16 protein-coding genes (1 of these 16 cut by a window edge) are annotated in these 18,685 nt (G+C 65.8%); 13 read left to right on the forward strand and 3 right to left on the reverse strand.

Annotated elements, in window-relative coordinates; genetic code table 11:
* From ODR01_RS06905 to ODR01_RS06925, 5 genes are all read left to right on the forward strand, one after another.
* Positions 1–1,347, forward strand: partial view of an amino acid adenylation domain-containing protein gene (locus ODR01_RS06905; RefSeq protein WP_316976893.1) — the final stretch only. Its footprint begins 3,024 nt before the window's first position; 1,347 of the gene's 4,371 nt are visible here — the last part of the coding sequence; its start codon lies beyond the left edge, outside the window; its stop codon occupies positions 1,345–1,347.
* Positions 1,348–1,436: 89 nt separating this feature from the next.
* Positions 1,437–3,116 carry a serine hydrolase domain-containing protein gene (locus ODR01_RS06910; protein WP_316976894.1) on the forward strand — a complete coding sequence of 560 codons (1,680 nt, stop codon included), beginning with the start codon at positions 1,437–1,439 and terminating at the stop codon, positions 3,114–3,116.
* 42 nt (positions 3,117–3,158) lie between these two features.
* The gene (asnB, locus tag ODR01_RS06915; RefSeq protein ID WP_316976895.1) at positions 3,159–5,027 is read left to right on the forward strand and encodes an asparagine synthase (glutamine-hydrolyzing); all 1,869 of its coding nucleotides are present in this window, start codon (positions 3,159–3,161) and stop codon (positions 5,025–5,027) included.
* 85 nt (positions 5,028–5,112) lie between these two features.
* On the forward strand, positions 5,113–6,888 hold the full coding sequence (locus tag ODR01_RS06920; protein ID WP_316976896.1) for an adenine deaminase: 1,776 nt from the start codon (positions 5,113–5,115) through the stop codon (positions 6,886–6,888).
* Positions 6,889–6,925: 37 nt separating this feature from the next.
* Entirely contained in the window at positions 6,926–8,452 is a 1,527-nt protein-coding gene (locus tag ODR01_RS06925) for an adenosine deaminase family protein (protein ID WP_316976897.1), read from the forward strand.
* A 60-nt stretch (positions 8,453–8,512) separates the two neighbouring features.
* Here the strand turns inward: ODR01_RS06925 and ODR01_RS06930 are convergent, their stop codons facing one another.
* The 3 genes from ODR01_RS06930 to ODR01_RS06940 all read right to left on the reverse strand — a co-directional run bounded on the left by ODR01_RS06930 (position 8,513) and on the right by ODR01_RS06940 (position 11,315).
* Positions 8,513–9,787 carry a TRAP transporter large permease gene (locus tag ODR01_RS06930; protein WP_316976898.1) on the reverse strand — a complete coding sequence of 425 codons (1,275 nt, stop codon included), beginning with the start codon at positions 9,785–9,787 and terminating at the stop codon, positions 8,513–8,515.
* Positions 9,784–10,275, reverse strand: coding sequence for a TRAP transporter small permease (locus ODR01_RS06935; protein ID WP_316976899.1), 492 nt, complete (start codon positions 10,273–10,275; stop codon positions 9,784–9,786). Before ODR01_RS06935 ends, ODR01_RS06930 begins: the two co-directional genes overlap by 4 nt.
* Before the next feature lie 71 nt (positions 10,276–10,346).
* Complete coding sequence (locus ODR01_RS06940) at positions 10,347–11,315, reverse strand: DctP family TRAP transporter solute-binding subunit (RefSeq protein WP_316976900.1); 969 nt, start codon at positions 11,313–11,315, stop codon at positions 10,347–10,349.
* 213 nt (positions 11,316–11,528) lie between these two features.
* Between ODR01_RS06940 and ODR01_RS06945 the strand changes: the two genes are divergently transcribed.
* The 8 genes from ODR01_RS06945 (at position 11,529) to ODR01_RS06980 (ending at position 18,681) form a co-directional block, all read left to right on the forward strand.
* Entirely contained in the window at positions 11,529–12,431 is a 903-nt protein-coding gene (locus tag ODR01_RS06945; RefSeq protein WP_316976901.1) for a dihydrodipicolinate synthase family protein, read from the forward strand.
* Between the two features lie 66 nt (positions 12,432–12,497).
* Positions 12,498–13,217: a transcriptional regulator NanR gene (nanR, locus tag ODR01_RS06950; RefSeq protein WP_316976902.1), complete on the forward strand. Its 720-nt coding sequence runs from the start codon at positions 12,498–12,500 to the stop codon at positions 13,215–13,217.
* 13 nt (positions 13,218–13,230) lie between these two features.
* Positions 13,231–13,608 carry a phosphomannose isomerase type II C-terminal cupin domain gene (locus ODR01_RS06955; RefSeq protein WP_316976903.1) on the forward strand — a complete coding sequence of 126 codons (378 nt, stop codon included), beginning with the start codon at positions 13,231–13,233 and terminating at the stop codon, positions 13,606–13,608.
* The gene (locus tag ODR01_RS06960; RefSeq protein WP_316976904.1) at positions 13,568–14,509 is read left to right on the forward strand and encodes an ROK family protein; all 942 of its coding nucleotides are present in this window, start codon (positions 13,568–13,570) and stop codon (positions 14,507–14,509) included. Before ODR01_RS06955 ends, ODR01_RS06960 begins: the two co-directional genes overlap by 41 nt.
* An 80-nt stretch (positions 14,510–14,589) precedes the next feature.
* Positions 14,590–15,597: a substrate-binding domain-containing protein gene (locus tag ODR01_RS06965; RefSeq protein WP_316976905.1), complete on the forward strand. Its 1,008-nt coding sequence runs from the start codon at positions 14,590–14,592 to the stop codon at positions 15,595–15,597.
* Between the two features lie 69 nt (positions 15,598–15,666).
* Entirely contained in the window at positions 15,667–16,962 is a 1,296-nt protein-coding gene (locus ODR01_RS06970) for an ABC transporter substrate-binding protein (RefSeq protein ID WP_316976906.1), read from the forward strand.
* Positions 16,963–17,026: 64 nt separating this feature from the next.
* Complete coding sequence (locus tag ODR01_RS06975) at positions 17,027–17,878, forward strand: carbohydrate ABC transporter permease (RefSeq protein ID WP_316976907.1); 852 nt, start codon at positions 17,027–17,029, stop codon at positions 17,876–17,878.
* Positions 17,875–18,681, forward strand: a complete 807-nt coding sequence (locus ODR01_RS06980) for a carbohydrate ABC transporter permease (protein ID WP_316976908.1) — start codon at positions 17,875–17,877, stop codon at positions 18,679–18,681. Before ODR01_RS06975 ends, ODR01_RS06980 begins: the two co-directional genes overlap by 4 nt.
* The last annotated feature ends 4 nt before the right edge of the window (positions 18,682–18,685 follow it).

An 18,685-nucleotide genomic window follows, 5' to 3' on the forward strand; every position in this document is an offset into this window, starting at 1 on the left:
CTGCCGGCGGTACTGGCGGCCGACACGGTGGCGGCGATGGCCGCGCTCGCCGACTCGACCAAGGAGGACGTAGGCGGGGCCGCCGAGGCCGAGTCCGCCGGCGCAAGCCTGCCTCTCACGCCCATTCAGCATTGGTTCCTGCGGACCCACACCCAGGGCCTTTCGCAGTTGAACCACTTGGTTCTCCTGGAGGCGGGTAGGCCGTTGGCGACGGCGGCGGTGGCAGCGGCCGTGGCGGCGGTGTGGCGCCATCACGATGCGCTGCGCCTCCGTTTTTCAAAGGGCGATGGGCAATGGGTGGCGACGATCGTGCCGCCGGAACCGGCGCCACCTCTGCGCGACATCGATCTGCGGCAGGCCGGGGACCCGTGGGCGGCGCTGGAAATCGATGCGCTGTCGCTGCAAACGGGCTTCGATCTGGCCGCCGGGCCGCTCTTCAAGGCCACCCGCTATCGCCTGCCGGAAGGCGATTGCCTGTTCCTGCTGGCCCATCACCTGGTGGTCGACGCCGTCTCCTGGGGATTTATCCTCGAAGACTTGTTCCTGGCGCTCCGGCAGACCGATGCGGACAACGCGATGAGCCTGCCTTCGAAGACCACCTCCTATGCCAGGTGGGCGGAACGCCTCGCCGAATGGAGCCTAAGTCCGGCGCTGGAAGCCGAGCGGCCGTATTGGAACGACGTGGCGGCAGTGCCCATTCCGCCTCTCCCCACCGACCATCCGGTGCGACCCCACGGCTATGCCGAGACCGACACCGTTGCCGCCGACCTTGGGGAGAGGGCCGCTGGCCTGTCGGACGCCCGCATCGTCGCCGGCCTTCTGGCGGCGCTGGCGGTGGCCCTGCATGGCTGGGACGGGCGCGAGCGGGGCCGGGTTCTGCTCGCGACCCATGGCCGCCATTCGCCTTTCCCCGGCGTCGATCCCAGCCGCACCGTCGGCTGGTTCACCGCCGACCATCCGTTCCTGCTCGACTGTCCCGGCGGCGGACCGGCGGCGGTTGCCGCGATCGCGGCTCGGCTGGCCGGCGTGCCCTCGAAGGGCCTCGGCTGGGGGGTGTTGCGCTGGCTGGCCCCAAGGCCCATCGAGGCCCCGGAGGATGAAATCAGCCTCAACTACGTGGGCCGGATGGAACCCGACCTCGATGGGGATTTCCGTTTTAGCGAGCGCCTGCCCAGTGCCACGACCGGCGCCATGGAACGCCGCCGCCTGCTGGAGTTGGAAGCCGGCGTGAGCAAGGGATGCCTGCACGTGGCTCTGCGCTATGCCCCGTCCATCCACGGCCGCGCCACGGTGAAAAGGGTTCTTGATGCCCTCGTCGAAGCGTTCCGGGCAGCGGACGACGGCTAGAGCAAGTTTCGGGGAATTGAGGTATTGGTAACGGCTTGGTTCAGGTGTCGGGCCGTATCGCCGCCGGATCGAGGGGAGTGGGGGGAGAAATGCTTATATCGAGAAAGTCGGCGTTCCTGCTGAGCCTGCCCATCGTGATCGGGACCTGCCTGGGAACTGTCTGGGCGGGCGATGCCCTTGCTGCCGATGATGCGGCAAGCCCGGCGCCGGAGGGATTTCCGCCCGCCGTCTGCGCCGCGCCGCCACCGCCGGCCGCACCGTTGACCAAGCCTTCCGTCAACGCCCAGTCCTATCGCCCCTTCCCCGCGAGCTGGCAGAAGATTCTCGACGGCCTGGTGGGCGAGGGCAGGGTGCCGGGCGCCGTCGTCATCGTGAAGTCGCCGGCGTGGGGGGTGCGGGTGGGAACCGCAGGGGTGGCGGACCTGGCATCCAAGGCCAAGATCTCGCCGGACATGCAATTCCGGGTCGGCAGCGTCAGCAAGCTCTTCCTCGCCCTCACCGTCCTGCAACTGGAGCAGGAGGGGCGGCTTAGATTGACCGATCCGGTGCTCAAGCATCTGGGCGACAACGCGCTGGTCGCGGGTATTCCCCACATTGGGGACGTCACCGTCGGCGACCTGCTGCAGATGAAGTCCGGCATCGCCAACTACCTTGGCGCGCCCGCCATCGGCTTTTCGCCGCAGGTGACGCCCGATCGGCATTTCGATCCCGAGGATCTGGTCAAGGTCCTGAGCACGGCCGGCGGCGAAAAGCCCCTGCCGCCGGACTTCGTCCCCAAGCAAACCTACCCCAATCCCTATTGGGTGTCGGTCTTCCAGGGCCAGCCGCCGAGCCCGGCGCCGGCGCCCTATCCCTTCTGGTACTATTCGAATTCCAACTACACGCTGCTGGGCATGATCGCCGAGAAGGTCAGCGGCCTGAAGGCCGAGCAGGTCATGCAGCGTTACGTGATGGACCGCGCCGGCCTGCCGGATACCTATCTGGCGACGGACAACAAGACGCTGCCGCACATCCACGGCTATACCAAATGGGGCCCCATTCCCTATCCCCACCAAGTCTACAACGACTGGTGCGACGTGACGGCCGTCAACCCCAGCTATGCCTGGACGGCGGGGGGGGTGGTTTCGACCCCGTGGGACCTGCTGAAGCTGGGCGACGCGGTGTTCAAGTCGAACACCCTCCTCAACCAGGGCACCAAGGAGAAATGGTACACGTTCGTTTCCTCCGACCTTCATATCGGCTGGGAGGTGTCGGAATACGGGGTCGGCGGCCTGATGCAGCCCCATCGGGCCTATGGCACGGCGCGTGGACACGGCGGCGCCTTCCCCGGCTACAAGACCCTGCTCTACTACTTCTTCGATGCCGACACGTTTTTCGTCCTGGCCACCAACACCTGGGATCAGGGATGGGAAGTCGCCATGCTCGACGGCATCATGCCGCTGGTCGCCTCGGCGGCGACGACGCCCCGCCCCAAGGCCGGCGCCACCGGCGTCAAAGTGGGCGGCGACGGGACGGTCGATGTCTCCTGGCAGGCCGGGCGCGTCTACGGCAGCAGCTACACCGTCTTCTGGGGCGCCGATGCCGGCAAGGTGGATGCAGCCACCGGTCTTGCCCACGAGGGTGTCCAGATGGCCGCCGTCACCGACACCAAGGCGCGCCTCACGGCCGGCCGCGGCCAGACCCTTTACTGGAAGGTCGACACCCTGGCTCCCGATCAGGCGACGCCGGTGGTCAGCGGTCCCCTGTGGAGCTTCAAGACGGCGAAATAGGGACTAGGCGTGCGCCCCGGTCGCTCCGTAGGAACCCGAACCATGTGCGGCATCGTCGGCATCTTCAGTCCTGACCGGCAGCGGGAAATCGCTCCCGGGCCGCTTGCCGCGATGACGGAAACGCTCTGTCATCGCGGGCCGGATGACGAGGGATCGTACGCCGGCGGAGGAATCGCGCTCGGCTTCAGGCGGCTGTCCATCATCGATCTGGCGACCGGCAATCAGCCCCATTTCAGCGAGGACGGGCAGGTCGTCTCGATCTGCAACGGTGAAATCTACAATCACCGGGAACTCCGACAGGATCTGGAGCGGCGGGGCCATTCGCTGCGTACCCGCTGCGACGTCGAAGTCCTGGTTCATCTTTACGAGGAGTATGGGCCCGACTTCATCGCCCGGCTCAACGGGCAGTTCGCCTTTGCCCTTTATGACCGGCACCGCCATCGTTTGCTGCTGGGGCGCGACCATATGGGCATCGCGCCGCTTTTCTATACCGAGGTCGGCGGCGAGGTCCTGTTTGCCTCGGAAATCAAGGCGCTGCTGGCCCATCCGCGGGTGGAACGGCGGGTCAACCTGGCCGGGCTCGACCAGATCCTGACCTTTCCCGGCCTGGTCAGTCCCGCCACCCTGTTTGCGGGCATCCACGCCCTGCCGCCGGGCCATACGCTGGAACTGGGCGGTCCGTCGCCGCAACCCCGCGCCTATTGGGACCTCGTCTATCCCGAGCAGGCGCCGGGTTCGCAAGGGCGGGAGCCCGAGTTCTACGTCGATCGCCTGGAAGAGTTGCTCCTGCAGGCGGTGCGCCGACGCCTGGAGGCTGACGTGCCGGTCGGGCTCTACCTCAGCGGGGGCCTGGATTCCAGCCTTATCGGGGCGCTGGCGCACAGGCTTGCGCCCGAGCGCTCGTTCCATTCCTTTTCCATCACCTTTCCCCAGGCCGAGATCGACGAAAGCGGCGCGCAGCGGCTGATGGCCGGCCACCTGGGCAGCCGCCACCACGAGATCGCCTTCCCGCCCGAGGCAATCCTCAAGCATCTGCGCCGGGTGGTTGTTGCTGCCGAGGCGCCGCTGAAGGAATCGTACGATACCTGTTCCCTTGCCCTCTCGGCCCAGGTGCGCGAAAGCGGGCACAAGGTCGTGCTGACCGGGGAGGGGGCGGACGAACTTTTCGCCGGCTATGTCGGCTATCGCCTGGACGCGCTGGGTGGCCGGGAGCCCCGCGAGGAGACCCTGGAGGAACTGCTGGAGGCGGAATTGCGCGGCGCCCTTTGGGGTGACCCCGCCTTTTTTTATGAGCGCGAGTACCGCCAATTCCGCGACCTCAAGGCCGGGTTCTATTCCGCCGATGTCGGGGCGCGCCTGGCGGAGTTCGACTGCACGGCCGGGCCGGCGGTGGACCATCGGCGCCTCAAGGGGCGCCATCCCCTGCACCAGCGTTCCTATGTGGATTGCAAGCTCAGGCTGGCCGACCATCTGCTGGCCGATCATGGGGATCGGGTTTCCTACGCCAATTCGATCGAGGCGCGGTATCCCTTTCTCGACCTCGACGTGGTCGAGTTCACCCGCACCATTCCGCCCGACCTGCTGGTGCGTGGGGCGCGCGAAAAATGGATCCTGCGCGAGGTGGCGAAACGCCATTTGCCGCCGGCGCTCGCCGAGCGCGAAAAATTCAGCTTCGTGGCGCCGGGATCGCCCTATCTGCTGGCGCAAAAAGTCGAATGGGTCGAAGACCTTCTCTCGCCGGCGCGCATCGAGCGCCAGAACTATTTCGACGCCGGGGCCGTCAATCGACTGCGAAACCAGTACTCCCAGGGAAACGCCAGGATCGACACGACGTTCGACACGGACATTTTGATGTTGGTCATCACTTTCGGCATCTTCCTGGAAGAGTTCGCGATGCCCAATTTCACCTGAGCGCGCGACTAGGGAGCGCGGCGGACAAAACTTTGTGCGTGACGGTCGGCCTCAAGATCTTCACGGACCGTTGATGGAGAATGCGATGACAGAGGTATTCAAGCGCCTTCCGGCCGACCGCCTGGCCCTCGTCGAAGCGGCCAGCGGAAGGCGGCCGCTCGACCTCGTCGTGCGTAACGTCAGGCTGGTCAACGTGCTGACCTGCGAGATCTATCCGGCCGACATCGGTGTCTATGGCGAACGGATCGCTATCGTCGCTGCCGCCGGCGCCCATGACCTTGCGGCCAAGGCGGAAATCGACGGCACCGGCAAGTGGGCCTGCCCCGGCTACTTCGATTCCCACCTTCACATCGAAAGCGCCATGGTGACGCCCGCCAACTACGCCGCCGGCGTGCTGCCCTTCGGGACGACGACGGCGGTGATCGACCCCCACGAGATCGGCAACGTCATGGGGCTGGCCGGCGTGCGCGCCATGATCGAGGGAAGCGAGGGCCTGCCGCTGCGCGTCTACGTCGCGGTGCCGTCCTGCGTGCCCTCGGTGCTCGGCCACGAGACGGCCGGCGCCTTCTTTGGCCCCGAGGAAATCGCCGAGATGCTGACCTGGCCGCGCGTCATCTCGCTGGCCGAGGTCATGGACTACATCGGGGTCATCGGCAACGATCTGCGCATGCGCGGCATCGTCGATGCGGCGCTTGCGCGCGGCGTCAACATCCAGGGGCATGCCCCGCGCCTCATGGGGCGGGAACTCAACGCCTACATCGCCGCCGGCATCGACAACGACCACGAATGCCGGCTGGGCCCCGAAATTCTCGAAAAGCTGCGCCTCGGCCTGCTGCCCCTCGTCAAGCTGGGATCGCATGGCAACCATCTGCCGCGCCTCATGCCCGAACTGCTCAAGGCCGAACACGTCGACGTCGCGCTGTGCACCGACGACGTCGAGCCGGCGGATCTGCTGGTCAACGGCCACATGGACCGGGTCGTGCGCGGCGTCATGGCCTATGGCGTGCCGGCGGCCCGCGCCATCCGCTGGGCCTGCTACATCGGCCCGCAGCATTATGGGCTCAGGGACTTCGGCGCCATCGCGCCGGGCTTCATCGCCGATTTCCAGTTGCTGTCCTCGCTCGACGAGGTCAGGACCTCCGACGTCTTCGTCGGTGGCCACCACATCGTCGCCGACGGCCGGCTGAAAGAGGCGATCGCTGACCCGCTGAAGCCCCAGAACTTCGCCAACTCGGTACGCACCGGGACGGTGGCGGCGGCAGACTTCGCCATCGCCGCACCCAAGGGCCGGGCGACGATGAACGCCATTCATCTGCTGCCGACCCGCCTGACCACGCTGGCCCAGGTCACAGTCGAGGCGGCGGACGCGGGGATCACCCCGGAGAGCCTGCCCGAGGGTGCCTGCATGCTCTCGGTGGTGCCGCGCCACGGCCAGGGCGGGCGGCCGACGGCGGTGCCGATGCTGGGCCTGGGGCTTGAACGCGGCGCCATCGCCCACACGGTGGCCCACGACTGCCACAACCTGCTGGTTGCCGGCCGCTCGGGAGCCGACATGGCCGCCGCCGTGGCGGCGCTGCGCCGGACCGGCGGCGGCTTCGTGCTGGTGGAGGACGGCGCCGTGATCGTCGAGGTGCCGCTGCCGCTGGCCGGGCTGATGTCGTTCGAGCCGTGCGAGGCGGTGGGCCGTCAGATCGAGGCGTTCAACGCGGCGGCCCTGGAGCGGGGAATCCGCCCCGAGACGGCGACGCCGATCGTCGCCATGACCGGCATTGCGCTGGCCGTCATTCCGGAAGTGCGGATCACCGACAAGTACCCGCTGTTCGACGTGGAAACCCAGAAGCCGCTGCCGCTGTTCGTGTAAAGGGGCCGCAGGAGCGGCCACGAGGGGAGAGGAAGCCATGCGTCTGCATCGTCTGAGTCTGTTGCCGCTAGCCGCGGTTTTCATGGTCGCGGGCTGTGTCGCCCGCCCCGCCGTGGACGGTCCCGTCGCTGCCCGCTTCGAGGCGCTGAAATCCTCGCCGCCGCAGCTCTCTGCCTTCCTGCGCGCCATGCCCAAGGGCGGCGACCTGCACAACCACATGAGCGGCGCCGTCTATGCCGAAAGCTTCATCGCCTGGGCCATCGAGGACGGGCTGTGCCTTACGGTGGCGACGCAGACGATCACGCCGCCGCCGTGCGACCCGGCCGCCGGCCGGCTGCCAGTCAAGGACGCCGTCGCCAAGTCTGAGGCCTACAACGCACTGATCGACGCTTTTTCCGTGCGCAACTACGCCATCCGCCCGGTTTCAGGCCACGATCAGTTCTTCGCCACCTTCGACCGCTTCGACGCCGCCGACCAGGGCCGCAAGGGCGACATGCTGGCCGAGGTGCGCTCTCGCGCCGGCCAACAGAACATTCTCTATCTCGAACTGATGGATTCCTCCGGCATGTGGCCGGCCGCCCAACTGGGCCGCAAGGTCGGCTGGGACGAGGATTTCACCCGCATGTACGAGCGCCTTGCTGCGGCCGGCCTTGATCGCGTCGCCGCCGACGCCAGGGCCGACTTCGCGGCGATGGAGGCCCGCTCGCGCACCCTGATGGCTTGCTCCGGCGCGGCGCCCGATGCGGGCTGCGGCGTCGAGGCGCGGTTCATCGCCCAGGTCATCCGGGTGTTTCCGAAGGAGCAGGTGTTCGCCCAGATCGCCTTGGGCTTCCTGCTCGCCTCGCAAGACCCGCGCGTCGTCGGCCTGAACCTGGTGGCGCCGGAAGACGATCGCGTCAGCCTGGACGACTACAGCCTGCACATGCGCATGATCGCGGCCTTGCGGAAGCGGTTCCCGGAGGTGCAAGTCACGCTGCATGCCGGCGAACTGACGCTGGGCCTGGTGCCGCCCAAGGAACTGCGCTTTCACATCGCCGAGGCGGTGCGCGTCGCCGGCGCGGCGCGCATCGGTCACGGCATCGACATCATGCACGAGGATGCCCCCGAAACCCTGCTTGCCGAGATGGCGCGCAAGCAAGTCATGGTCGAGATCAACCTGACCAGCAACGATGTCATCCTCGGCGTCGCGGGCGACGCGCACCCGTTTGCCACCTATCGCGCCTTCGGCGTGCCGCTGGCGCTCTCGACCGACGACGAGGGGGTGTCCAGGATCGACCTGACGCATGAATATGGCCGCGCGGTCCTCACCTACGATCTTACCTACGACGACGTGAAGCAGTTGTCGCGCAACAGCCTGACCTACGCTTTCCTCAAGGGAGCAAGCCTGTGGTCCGATCCGGTCCGCGCCCGGCGTGTCGAGGCGTGCAGAGACGACCGGCCGGGAACGCCAGTGCCTTCCCCCGCCTGCGCCGCCTTTCTCGGTGGCAGCGAAAAGGCGCGCCTGCAATGGGCGCTCGAAGACGCCTATGGGCGTTTCGAGGTCGCGCACGGTTCGGCACCGTAACCCCAGCGTGGGGCGTGTCGGTGCCGGACGGCATGGGGAGGGAGTCCAGGAGACGCGCGGCTAGTGGAACAATCCCGGCAGGAACGTCACGAGGTCCGGGAACACCGTGATCAGGATCAGCACCACCACCGGCGGGATAAGCCACGGCAGGATCGCGCGGGCGAGGTCCTGCATCGGGATGTTGCCGACTTTGGCGACCATGAAGAGCGACATGCCCATCGGCGGCGTAAGGATGCTGATCATCAGGTTGAGGACGATGACGACCCCGAAATGAACCGGATCGACCCCGAGCGTGATGGCCACCGGCGCCACCATCGGCACCAGGATGAGAAGGATCGCGAGCGATTCGATGAATGCGCCCAGCACGAACATCAGGGCGTTGACGATGAACAGGAAGACAAGCGGATCGCTGGTGAGGCCGAGGAAGAATTCGGCGATCTGCTGGGGGGCCTGCTCGCGCGCCAGGATGTAACCGAACAGGCCGACTCCGGCGATGATGGTTCCGACCGAGGCCGACGTCACGGCCGTTTCATAGACATCGGCCAGGAACTTCTTCAGTGACAGCTCGTGGTAGACGAAAAGATTCAGAAGGATGGCGTATAGCACGGTGATACCTGCGGCCTCGGTCGGCGAGAAATAGCCGCTGAAGATGCCGCCGATGATGACGGCCGGCGTCAGCAGGGCCCAGATCGATTCCCAGAAAGCGCGCATGATCTGGCGGAGGGTGGCCCGCTTCGCGACCGGGTAGTTGCGGCGCAGGGAATAGACATAGACCATGACCATCAAGGCGCCGGCCGTCAGAAAGCCGGGAACGACGCCGCCGAGGAACAGGTCACCGATCGAGGTGTTGGCGATGACGCCATAGAGAACCATCGGGATGCTGGGAGGGACCAGCGGGCCGATCATGGAGGAGGCCGCCGTCACCGCGCCCGAGAACTTGTCGTCGTAGCCGGCGTCGCGCATCGCCTTGATTTCCATCTTGCCGAGCCCCCCCGCATCGGCCATGGCGGAACCGGACATGCCGGAGAAGAACAGGCTGGCCAGGATATTGACGTGGCCGAGCCCGCCGGGAACGTGCCCGACAAGGGTCTTGGCGAAGTCGAACAAGCGACGCGAGATGCCCGACGAGTTGAGCAGCGTCGCCGTCAGGATGAACAGCGGCACCGCGAGCAGCGGAAAGCTGTTGAGGCCGTCCGACATCAGCCTGACGGCGAAACTGAGCCCGGCGCCGACGATGTGGAAGTACCCGACGGAAACGACGATCATCGCGATGCCGATCGGCACCCCGACGAGGACGAGGCCGAGCCATGCGGAGGCGAGGATCAGGATGATCATCGATTTCCCGTCCCCGATTGGCCGCCCAGGCCTCGCAGGCGGCGGACGATCCGCTGCATGACGCGCAGGACGATGAAGACGCCGGCAACGGGATAGGCCGCGTAAAAGAAGACCATGGTCACCGGCAGGGTGACCGAGGTGGCGTCCATGCTCCGCACGGCGCCCTTGTACCCGATGCGGATGAGCTCGACGAAGACGACAAGCGACAAAAGGTCGATCGCCAGGAAGATCAGCGTCCGGAACCGGGGAGGGAGCAGGGGGGCGAGGAGATCCATCTTGAGGTGGGCATCGGTTCGTTCGACTTCGGCGATGCCGACGAAAACCAGCCATACCCACAGCCAGCGCGACAGTTCTTCCGTCCAAACGGGAGCCGGTAACGGCAGATAACGGCTGAGGATCTGTAGGAGGATGACGAGGAAGACCCCCAGCAGCAGCCCGGCGGCCGTCCATCCTTCAGGAGACGTTTTCTTGATCGGGGCTTCATCCATCGGGGCACCGGCCTCATCGCGCGTAAAACGAACGCCGGAGCGGGAGTATCGCCCCGGCGTTCACGAAAGACCTACTGCTTGATGAGGGCGTCGATGGTGCCGGCGCCGAATTTGTCTTCCAGCTTCTGGTAGAAGGGACGCATGGCGTCGCGGAACGGCGCCGTATCCGGCTTCGTCACCGTGATGCCGCGCTTCTGAAAACTGTCCAGCAGTTCGGCTTCCTGCTTGAACATCATGTCGTTGTTGACCTTGCGCGCGCTCGCGGCGGCCTGGACGATCGCCGTGCGTTGCTTGTCGTTCATCCCCAGCCAGCTTTTTTCCGAAACCACGATCGCCTTGCTGGCCACGAAGTGGTTGGTCAGCGCGATGTGGCTTTGGACCTCGTAGAATTTCATGGTGTCGATCGTGGGAAGCGGGTTCTCCTCGGCGTCGACCTGGTTGGTCTTCAGCGCAAGGTAGACTTCCTGGAAGGCCACCGGAACCGCTTTCGCTCCGGCGGCCGTCGCAAAATCGATGAGGAAGTCGACGTTCGGCGTCCGCAGCTTGAGGCCCTTCATGTCGGCGATGGCCTTGATCGGCTTGTTCGACGAGGTCTGGCGGGTTCCGCCGTACCAGATGTCGAGCACGCGCACGCCCTTCTTGTTGAACTCGGTGTTCATCTTCTGCCCGTAGGGGCCCTTGATGATGCGCAGCAGGTGGTCGTAGTCCTTCACGACGTAGGGTTCGCCGATAAGCTTCAACTCGGGGATGAGATAGCTCATGTCCGGATAGCCGACGGCGGTGAAGTCGATTTCCCCTTCGCGGACCTGATCGATGATCGCCTGCAGGCCGCCCAGTTGTTCGGAGGGGAAGATCGCGTACGTCACCTCGCCGCCGGAAATCTTTTGGACCTCCGCCTTCATCGCTTCGACGCCTTTGTAGATGATGCTGGTGGGCGAATCCTGGATGGCGAACTTGTAGTCCTTGGCCATCGACGGCGCCGCCGTCAGAATGGCCGCCAACCCGATAAGGCCGGCAACGAATCCTTTCGCTGTGGTCATGGCGTGCAACCTCCTGGTTTGACTGTTCTTACCGGGCCGACTCGTCAGTGACGGGCATCGGACCGTAGCCAGTTCTGGCCGGAATTGATCCGTATCGACATCGAGAGCGTACCATTCGACAATTTTGGCTGTCAATAATTGCTATATGGCTTGCCAAAATATAAAGTTTGGTAAACCATACGCGGCCAGACAGGTTTCCATCGGGTGAGGTTTATGTCCACGCACGGCTTTTCCGGTTTCTACGCAGCGATCCTTTCGGGCTTTGCCGACGACGGCGCCTTCGACGAGGGGCGACAGCGCGCCATCTGCGCCTACGTGCTCCGCCAGGATATCGACGGGCTTTATGTGGGCGGCACCACGGCCGAGCAGGCCCTGATGCAAATTTCGGAACGGATCACCCAGTTGAGGGTGGTGGCCGAATGCGCCGAGCCCAAACGCACCCGCCTCATTGCCCACGTCGGGACGCCGAGCCTGAGAGGGGCGGAAATTCTGGCGAAAGCGGCGCGCGAGGCGGAGTACGACGCCGTTTCGGCTTTGCCGCCCGACGAATCCCACGCCGGGGGCTTCGATGCCGTCCTCGATTATTACAAGGCCGTCCTCCAGGCCTCCGGGCTTCCGCTTTTCGTCTATCACTTCCCATCGCGGGAGAGACGGGCCTTCAGCTTCGACGAGACGTCGGCGTTGCTGTCGATGGAAGGCGTTGCCGGCATCAAGTTCACCTCGGAGGACCTCTATCTGTTCAGCCGCCTGCGCCGCGCCTTCCCTGACCGCGCGCTGCTTTTCGGCAAGGACGAGATCTATGCCGGCGGCGCCCTGTTCGGCGCCGATGGCGGCATCGGCTCGACCTACAATCTGGTCGGCGGGCTGTATCGCAAGATCCACCAGTGCATCGAGGCCAGAAACCTGGACGAGGCGCGGCGTCTCCAGGCCCTGTCGCGCGATCTGGTGGTGCACCTGCTCGACGCCAACCTGCTGCCGGCGACCAAGCACGTGCTGTCGCGGCGGGGTGTGGATTGCGGGCCGTCCCGGCTTCCGCTGACCCTGGGGGCCCCGGCCGCGGTCGACAAGCTGGACCGCTTCATCGATTCCGGCGTGCTTGACGCCTTCCTGAACTGAGCGAGCCAAAACAGCCGTTTGGTCATCCAGATTGTCACGATTCGGCGCCCCATGGTACAAGGCCGCATGAACGAACTGCTGAGCAGCCCCAAACGGCTTTCGACCGACGTCGTCGATCAACTCGCGGAGCGGGTGCGGTCGGGACAGTATCCGGTCGGGTCCTTTTTTCCCTCCGAGCGTGAGTTGTGCGAGGAATTCGGCGTTGGCCGCCCGTCGATCCGCGAAGCTCTGGTCGCCTTGCAGCGCGCCGGACTGGCCGAGCTTTCCCCGCGCCAGCGGCCCCGCGTCGCCCAGCCGACGGTCGGCAAGATCCTGCGCGAATTGAGCGGCGCGGCGCGGTTCATCCTGGGACAGCCCGAGGGCATCGCCCATTTCGAGCAGGTGCGTTCCTTCATCGAGGTCAGCCTGGCCCGCTATGCCGCCAACCACGCGACAAACGCCCAGATCGCCCGCCTCGGCTATTGCCTGGAGCACAATCAGCGGGCCGTCGGGCAGGAACGGGCGTTCCTCGATTCGGATGTCGCTTTCCATCGGGCGCTTGCGGAAACGGCCGGCAATCCCATTATCATGGCCATGCACGACGCATTCGTCGAATGGCTGATCATGCAGCGCCCGGAGATCGTCGACGTCGAGGACCGTAACCGGCGCTCCTGTGAGGACCATAAAGAGATCTTCGACGCCGTGCTGCGCCGCGACGCCGAACGGGCGGCAGCCGCCATGCAACGCCATATGGACAATGCCTATGCCCTGTACCTCGCGGACATCCATGCCTCGATGCTGAAATGACAGGGAGGTGAGCATGCCCGACCCGGCCGGCGTCAACGCCTACAACAGGGGCGAACACGACACGCGCCCATGGGGAACGTGGGAGGTGCTGGATCTCGGCCGCGCCCATGTCGTCAAACGGATCGTCGTCCTGCCGGGCCAGCAGCTCTCGCTGCAGCGCCACCAGGGCCGCCACGAGCACTGGGTGGTGGTGGAGGGGACCGCCAAGGTCACCTTGGGCGACGAGGTGCGGTCGGTCGAGGAGAACGGCAGCGTCTTCATTCCCGTACGCACGTGGCACCGGCTGGAAAATCCGGGCAGCGCGCCGTTGAGCATCATCGAAATTCAGTACGGCAAAGATCTGCGGGAAGATGACATCGAGCGCCGGGACGACATCTACGGACGCACCTGAGGCGTTCGTTATTGCCCTGGACGTCGGCGGCACGTCGGTCAAGAGCGGCCTCGTGCAACCGGACGGCATGAAGATTGCCGACCGATCGCGCGCCCTGATCGACAGCCGGGCCCCTGCCGGGGACATCCTCTCCGCTTTCGCCCGCTGCATACGTGGCCATGCGGAATCGGCGCCGGCCGGCACGGTGGCCGGCGTCGCCTTGGCTTTTCCCGGCCCCTTCGAATACGACACCGGCATTTGCCGGATAGCCGGCGTGCAGAAGTTCGAGACGATTTACGGCCTCTCCATCGGTCACGAGTTGTCGCGACGCACCGGCTTCGCGCCATCCGCCTTCGTGTTCATCAACGACGCCGAAGCGGCGATCGCAGGCGAAATCAGGTACGGCGCGGCGCACGGGTATCCCCGCGTTATCGGCGTAACCCTGGGAACCGGCATCGGATCGGGCTTCTTCGTGAACGGCCGCCGCCAGACCGAGGGGCCTGGCGTGCCGGCGAACGGAGGCTGGCTGTTCGACGAGCCGTTCGAAGGGGCGATGGCCGACGACTGTTTCTCCATCCGGGGGGTCGAGCGTCGCCTGGTCCAGGCCGGAGCCGCCAGCCGCCGGCCCGAAGCGGCGGCGGGTGACGCGCGCCGGGGCGATCATCGCGCCGAGGCGGTCTTCGAAGCCTTCGGAAACGACGTCGGCCGCTTTCTCGGCGGCTACGTCCGGGCCTTCGGCGCGGACGCCGTCCTCGTCGCCGGGGGGCTCGGCGGCGCTTTCGATCTTTTCGGAAGCGCGTTGCAGGGCCACCTGACGGTTCCCGTAATGCGCGGCACCCTGGGCCCGGATGCGCCCCTCATGGGGGCGGTCAACGCGTTCTGCGAGAAAAGAAACGCGGATTTTGGCTGCGTCAAAGCCTAGCCACCCGCAACTCTTTCGCAATTGACATAAACAGGGACAAACGCTACTTTTTTATATCCAAAACGTTTTGGATGGAGGCTATGTCCTCGCTCCGCCGCTTCGCGTCATCGCTTGGCTTGTCGATCACGACCGTGTCCCGGGCGCTCGACGGTTATCCCGATGTTTCGCCAGCGACTCGCGAGCGCGTGCTCAAGGCCGCGGCGGAAGCGGGCTACCATCCCAACTCGGCGGCACGGCGCCTGCGCAAGGGTTCCGGTGAAACGGTCGCCCTGGTCATGCCGAGCGAACCGGGGCGCTTTTACGAGCCCGTCTTTGTCGAATTACTGGCGGCAGTTGGCGAGCGGTTGGCCGCCCAGCATTACGATCTCGTCCTGCTTGCCGCGCGCCCGGGGCCGGACGAAATGGCCGTCTACCGGCGCCTCGTCGAAGGCCGGCGCGCCGACGCCTTGATCGTGGTGCGTACGCGGCGCGTCGACGAGCGGGTCATCTTTTTGCAGAGCAAAGGCGTGCCCTTCGTCTGCCACGGCCGCACCGATGTCGCCACGCCCTACGCTTTCATCGATGGCGATGGCGAGAGCGGGTTCAGGGACGTGACCGCGCGCCTGATCGCCCGCGGCCACCGTCGCATCGCGCTTCTTTCGGCGCCTGGCGACCTGATGTTTACGGTCTTTCGAACGTCGGGCTGGCGTAGGGCGCTCACTGAAGCGGGGCTGGCCGACGATCTCATCGCCGAAGGAACGCCTACCGAGGACGGCGGCTACGCGTTGGCCAAGGCGTTTCTGGCAAGGGCCGAGCGCCCGACCGCCCTGGTCTGCGCGACCGACCGCATGGCGATCGGGGCCATGCGCGCCGCCGGCGAATTCGGCCTCAAGGTCGGCACCGATATCGCCATCACCGGCCACGACAACATCCAGGCCGCCACCCTTACCGATCCGGCCCTGACCACCATGGAGCTGCCACTCCGCGAAGTGGGCGAACGGGTCGCCGACATGGTGCTGGCGCGGCTTGGCGGGGCCGATCCCCGCGACCTCGTTGAAATCCGTCCCCTCGTCCAGATGCCGCGCGCTTCGTCGGGGGAGGGGCCTTGAGAATGGGCGTGAACGGCCATGAAGAGCCGCGCCGAAGCTAAGTCATTTTAACAGGAAGAGGCTTTCATCATGAAAATGCTCACACAGATTGCCGCCTGGGCGTCTGTCGGCTGCGTGGCGGCGCTCGCCAGTGCCCAGCAGGCCGACGCCCAACAGGACGTCGTGTTCCTGTCGACGCAGCTGCGCCCCATCGAAGAGGCGCAGAAGGTGCGCGAGGTCATCCTCAAGGACTTCAAAGGCAAGGTCACCTACCTGGTCGAGGAGCCCTCGCCCTTCGACGTGCGCGTGCGCGCCGAGGGGCAGGCCGGCAAGCGCACGATCAGTCTTGTGGGTGCCTTGCATGGCGAATTGTCGGCGCTGCAGCCAACCGGCAATCTCGATTCTCTCGATGATGTCGTTGCCAAGCTAACCGACCGCGGCATCCCGGCGAACCTGATGGAGCTTGGCAAATTCGGCACCGGCAAGCAGGTGTACGTGCCATGGATGCAGGCAACCTACATCATGGTCGCGAAGAAAGAGGCGCTCCAGTATCTGCCGGCCGGCGCCAATATCGACACGCTGACCTATGGGCATCTCGAGGCCTGGGGCAAGGCGATGACCGACAAGACCGGCAAGCGCCTGCTCGGCTTCCCGGCGGGACCCAAGGGCCTGATGCCGCGTTTCTTCGAGGGCTATCTCTATCCGTCGTTTACCGGCGGTGTCGTCACGCCCTTCCGCTCGCCCGAGGCCGAGACGATGTGGACGCAGTTCAAAAGCCTCTGGCGGTACGTCAACCCGAATTCGACCTCGTACGATTTCATGCAGGAGCCGCTGATGGGCGGCGAGGTATGGGTCGCCTTCGACCACGTGGCGCGGGTCAAGGAAGCCCTCGTCCAGATGCCTGACGACTTCGTCACCTTCCCGGCGCCGGCCGGCCCCAAGGGCCGCGGTTACATGCCTGTCATCGCCGGGCTTGCCGTTCCCAAGGACGCCCCCAACCGGGCCGGGGCGATTGCCCTCATCGAACACCTGACCAGGCCGGAAACGCAGATCACGACCGCCGCCGAAGTGGGCTTCTTCCCGATCGTCAAAGCCCAGTTGCCGGCCGACCTGTCGCCGGGCATCAAGCTCATTGCCAGCGCGGTGGCCAAAACCCAGGACGCCAAGGACGCTCTTCCCGCCCTGCTACCGGTCGGGCTTGCCGACAAGGGCGGCGAGTTCAACAAGGTCTATTTCGACACCTTCCAGCGCATCGTGCTGCGAAACGAGCAGCCGCGTACCGTGCTGGACGCGCAAGCGGCGGCGCTCAAGGGCATCATGGAAGCCACCAAGGCGCCGTGCTGGGCGCCCGACAAGCCGAGCCAGGGCGCCTGCCCGGTCAACTGAGCAACAAGGCACGACCGGCGGCGCGCCTTTCGCCGGCGCCGCCGGTCTGTCCGGGAAGCATGACATGAGCGCGCGTTCCAAGCTCCTGCCGTACCTGCTGCTGGCGCCGTCCGTCCTCTTTCTGGCGGCGCTGTTCGTGGTGCCGCTGTTCGAGACGATCGCGCTCTCGTTCTCGGACAACGGCGCGCCATCGCTGGCCCACTATCAACGCATGGCCGGCGACCTCAACTTTTGGCCGGCCATACGCAACACGTTCCTGCTCGTCCTGACCGTCGTGCCGTTGCAGGTCGCCCTCGCGCTGGGCATGGCCTCGATGCTCCAGAAGCTGCCCCGGGGGCGCGACCTCATCCTGTGGATCTGGACGATTCCGCTCGGCGTTTCGGATCTTGCCGCTGGGCTCGTCTGGCTCGCCATTATGCAGGAGCGCGGCTATCTCACCAGCGCGCTCGCGGCGCTGGGGCTGATCGACGGGCCGACGCAATGGCTGACCTACGAGACCCCCGGCACTCTGTTTGTCGCCATCCTGCTGGCCGAGGTCTGGCGGGCGACGGCGATCGTCTTCATCATCCTGGTCGCCGGGCTGCAACTCATCCCCAAGGAATACCGCGAGGCGGCCGAGATCTTCGGCGCCAGCCCGTGGACGACCTTCCTCCGCATCACCCTGCCGCTCCTGAAACCAAGCCTGCAGACCGCGCTGATCCTGCGCACCGTCCTGGCCTTCGAGGTCTTCGCGGTGGTCTACGCCATCGCCGGCCGCAACTTCCCGGTGCTCGTCGGCGAGGCCTATGTCTGGCAGCGCGACAACCAGGCTTACGGGGTCGCTGCCGCCTATGCCGTCCTCATCGTCGTCATCTCGCTGGCCGCTACGCTTTTCTACCTGCGGGTCCTGCGCAACAAGTCGGAGCAGCGTCCATGAGCGCGCTCCGTCGTCTCGTCTACGCCACCGGCGTTCTGGCGCTGTGCGCCTGGGTGCTGGTGCCGATCTACTTTATCACGCTGGGCGCCTTCGGCGGCCGGACGGGAGTGTTCAAATGGCCGAAGAGCGTACTGCCGGTCGATACCTCGTTCGCCGCCTTCAAGCTCTTCCTGTCCATCGAGGGAGTCGGCCATGCCGCGCTGAACAGCGTGATTGCGGCCAGCATCTGCATGGTCCTTTCGATCGCGCTCGGCGCCCCGGCCGGCTACGCGCTCGCCCGTTACAGCTTTCCGGGCCAAAACGTCTATCGGCTGCTGATTCTGCTGACGCGGGCCTTCCCGTTGGCCATCCTGGCCCTGCCGCTGACCGTCATCTTCATTCGCGTCGGCCTCTACGATACCCCGCTCGGCGTCGCCCTCATCCACACGGCGCTTGCCCTGCCGTTCGCGGCGCTCATTTCCTCCAGCCTGTTCCTGGGCATCCCGCGCGAATTCGAAGAAGCCGCCTGGGTGTTCGGCTGTACGCGCGCCCAGGCTTTTCGCAAGATCGTGCTGCCGCTTGCCCTGCCGGGCATCGCCGCCACCGCCATCTTCGCCTTCGTCATCTCGTGGAACGAGGTTTTCGCGGCCTCGGTGCTGACGGTGCGCGAGCGCACCCTGACCGCATACCTTTTGACCGTGCTGTCGGAATCGCCGCTTCATTTCCGCTTTGCCGGCGGCTTCCTGCTGATTGTTCCGTCCATCGCTTTCATCTTCGCGGTGAGGAAGTACCTCTTCGCGATGTGGGGCATCGCCAACCGCTGAGGTC

The sequence above is a fragment of the Shumkonia mesophila genome, from assembly GCF_026163695.1.
GTDB classification, from domain to species: domain Bacteria; phylum Pseudomonadota; class Alphaproteobacteria; order Rhodospirillales; family Shumkoniaceae; genus Shumkonia; species Shumkonia mesophila.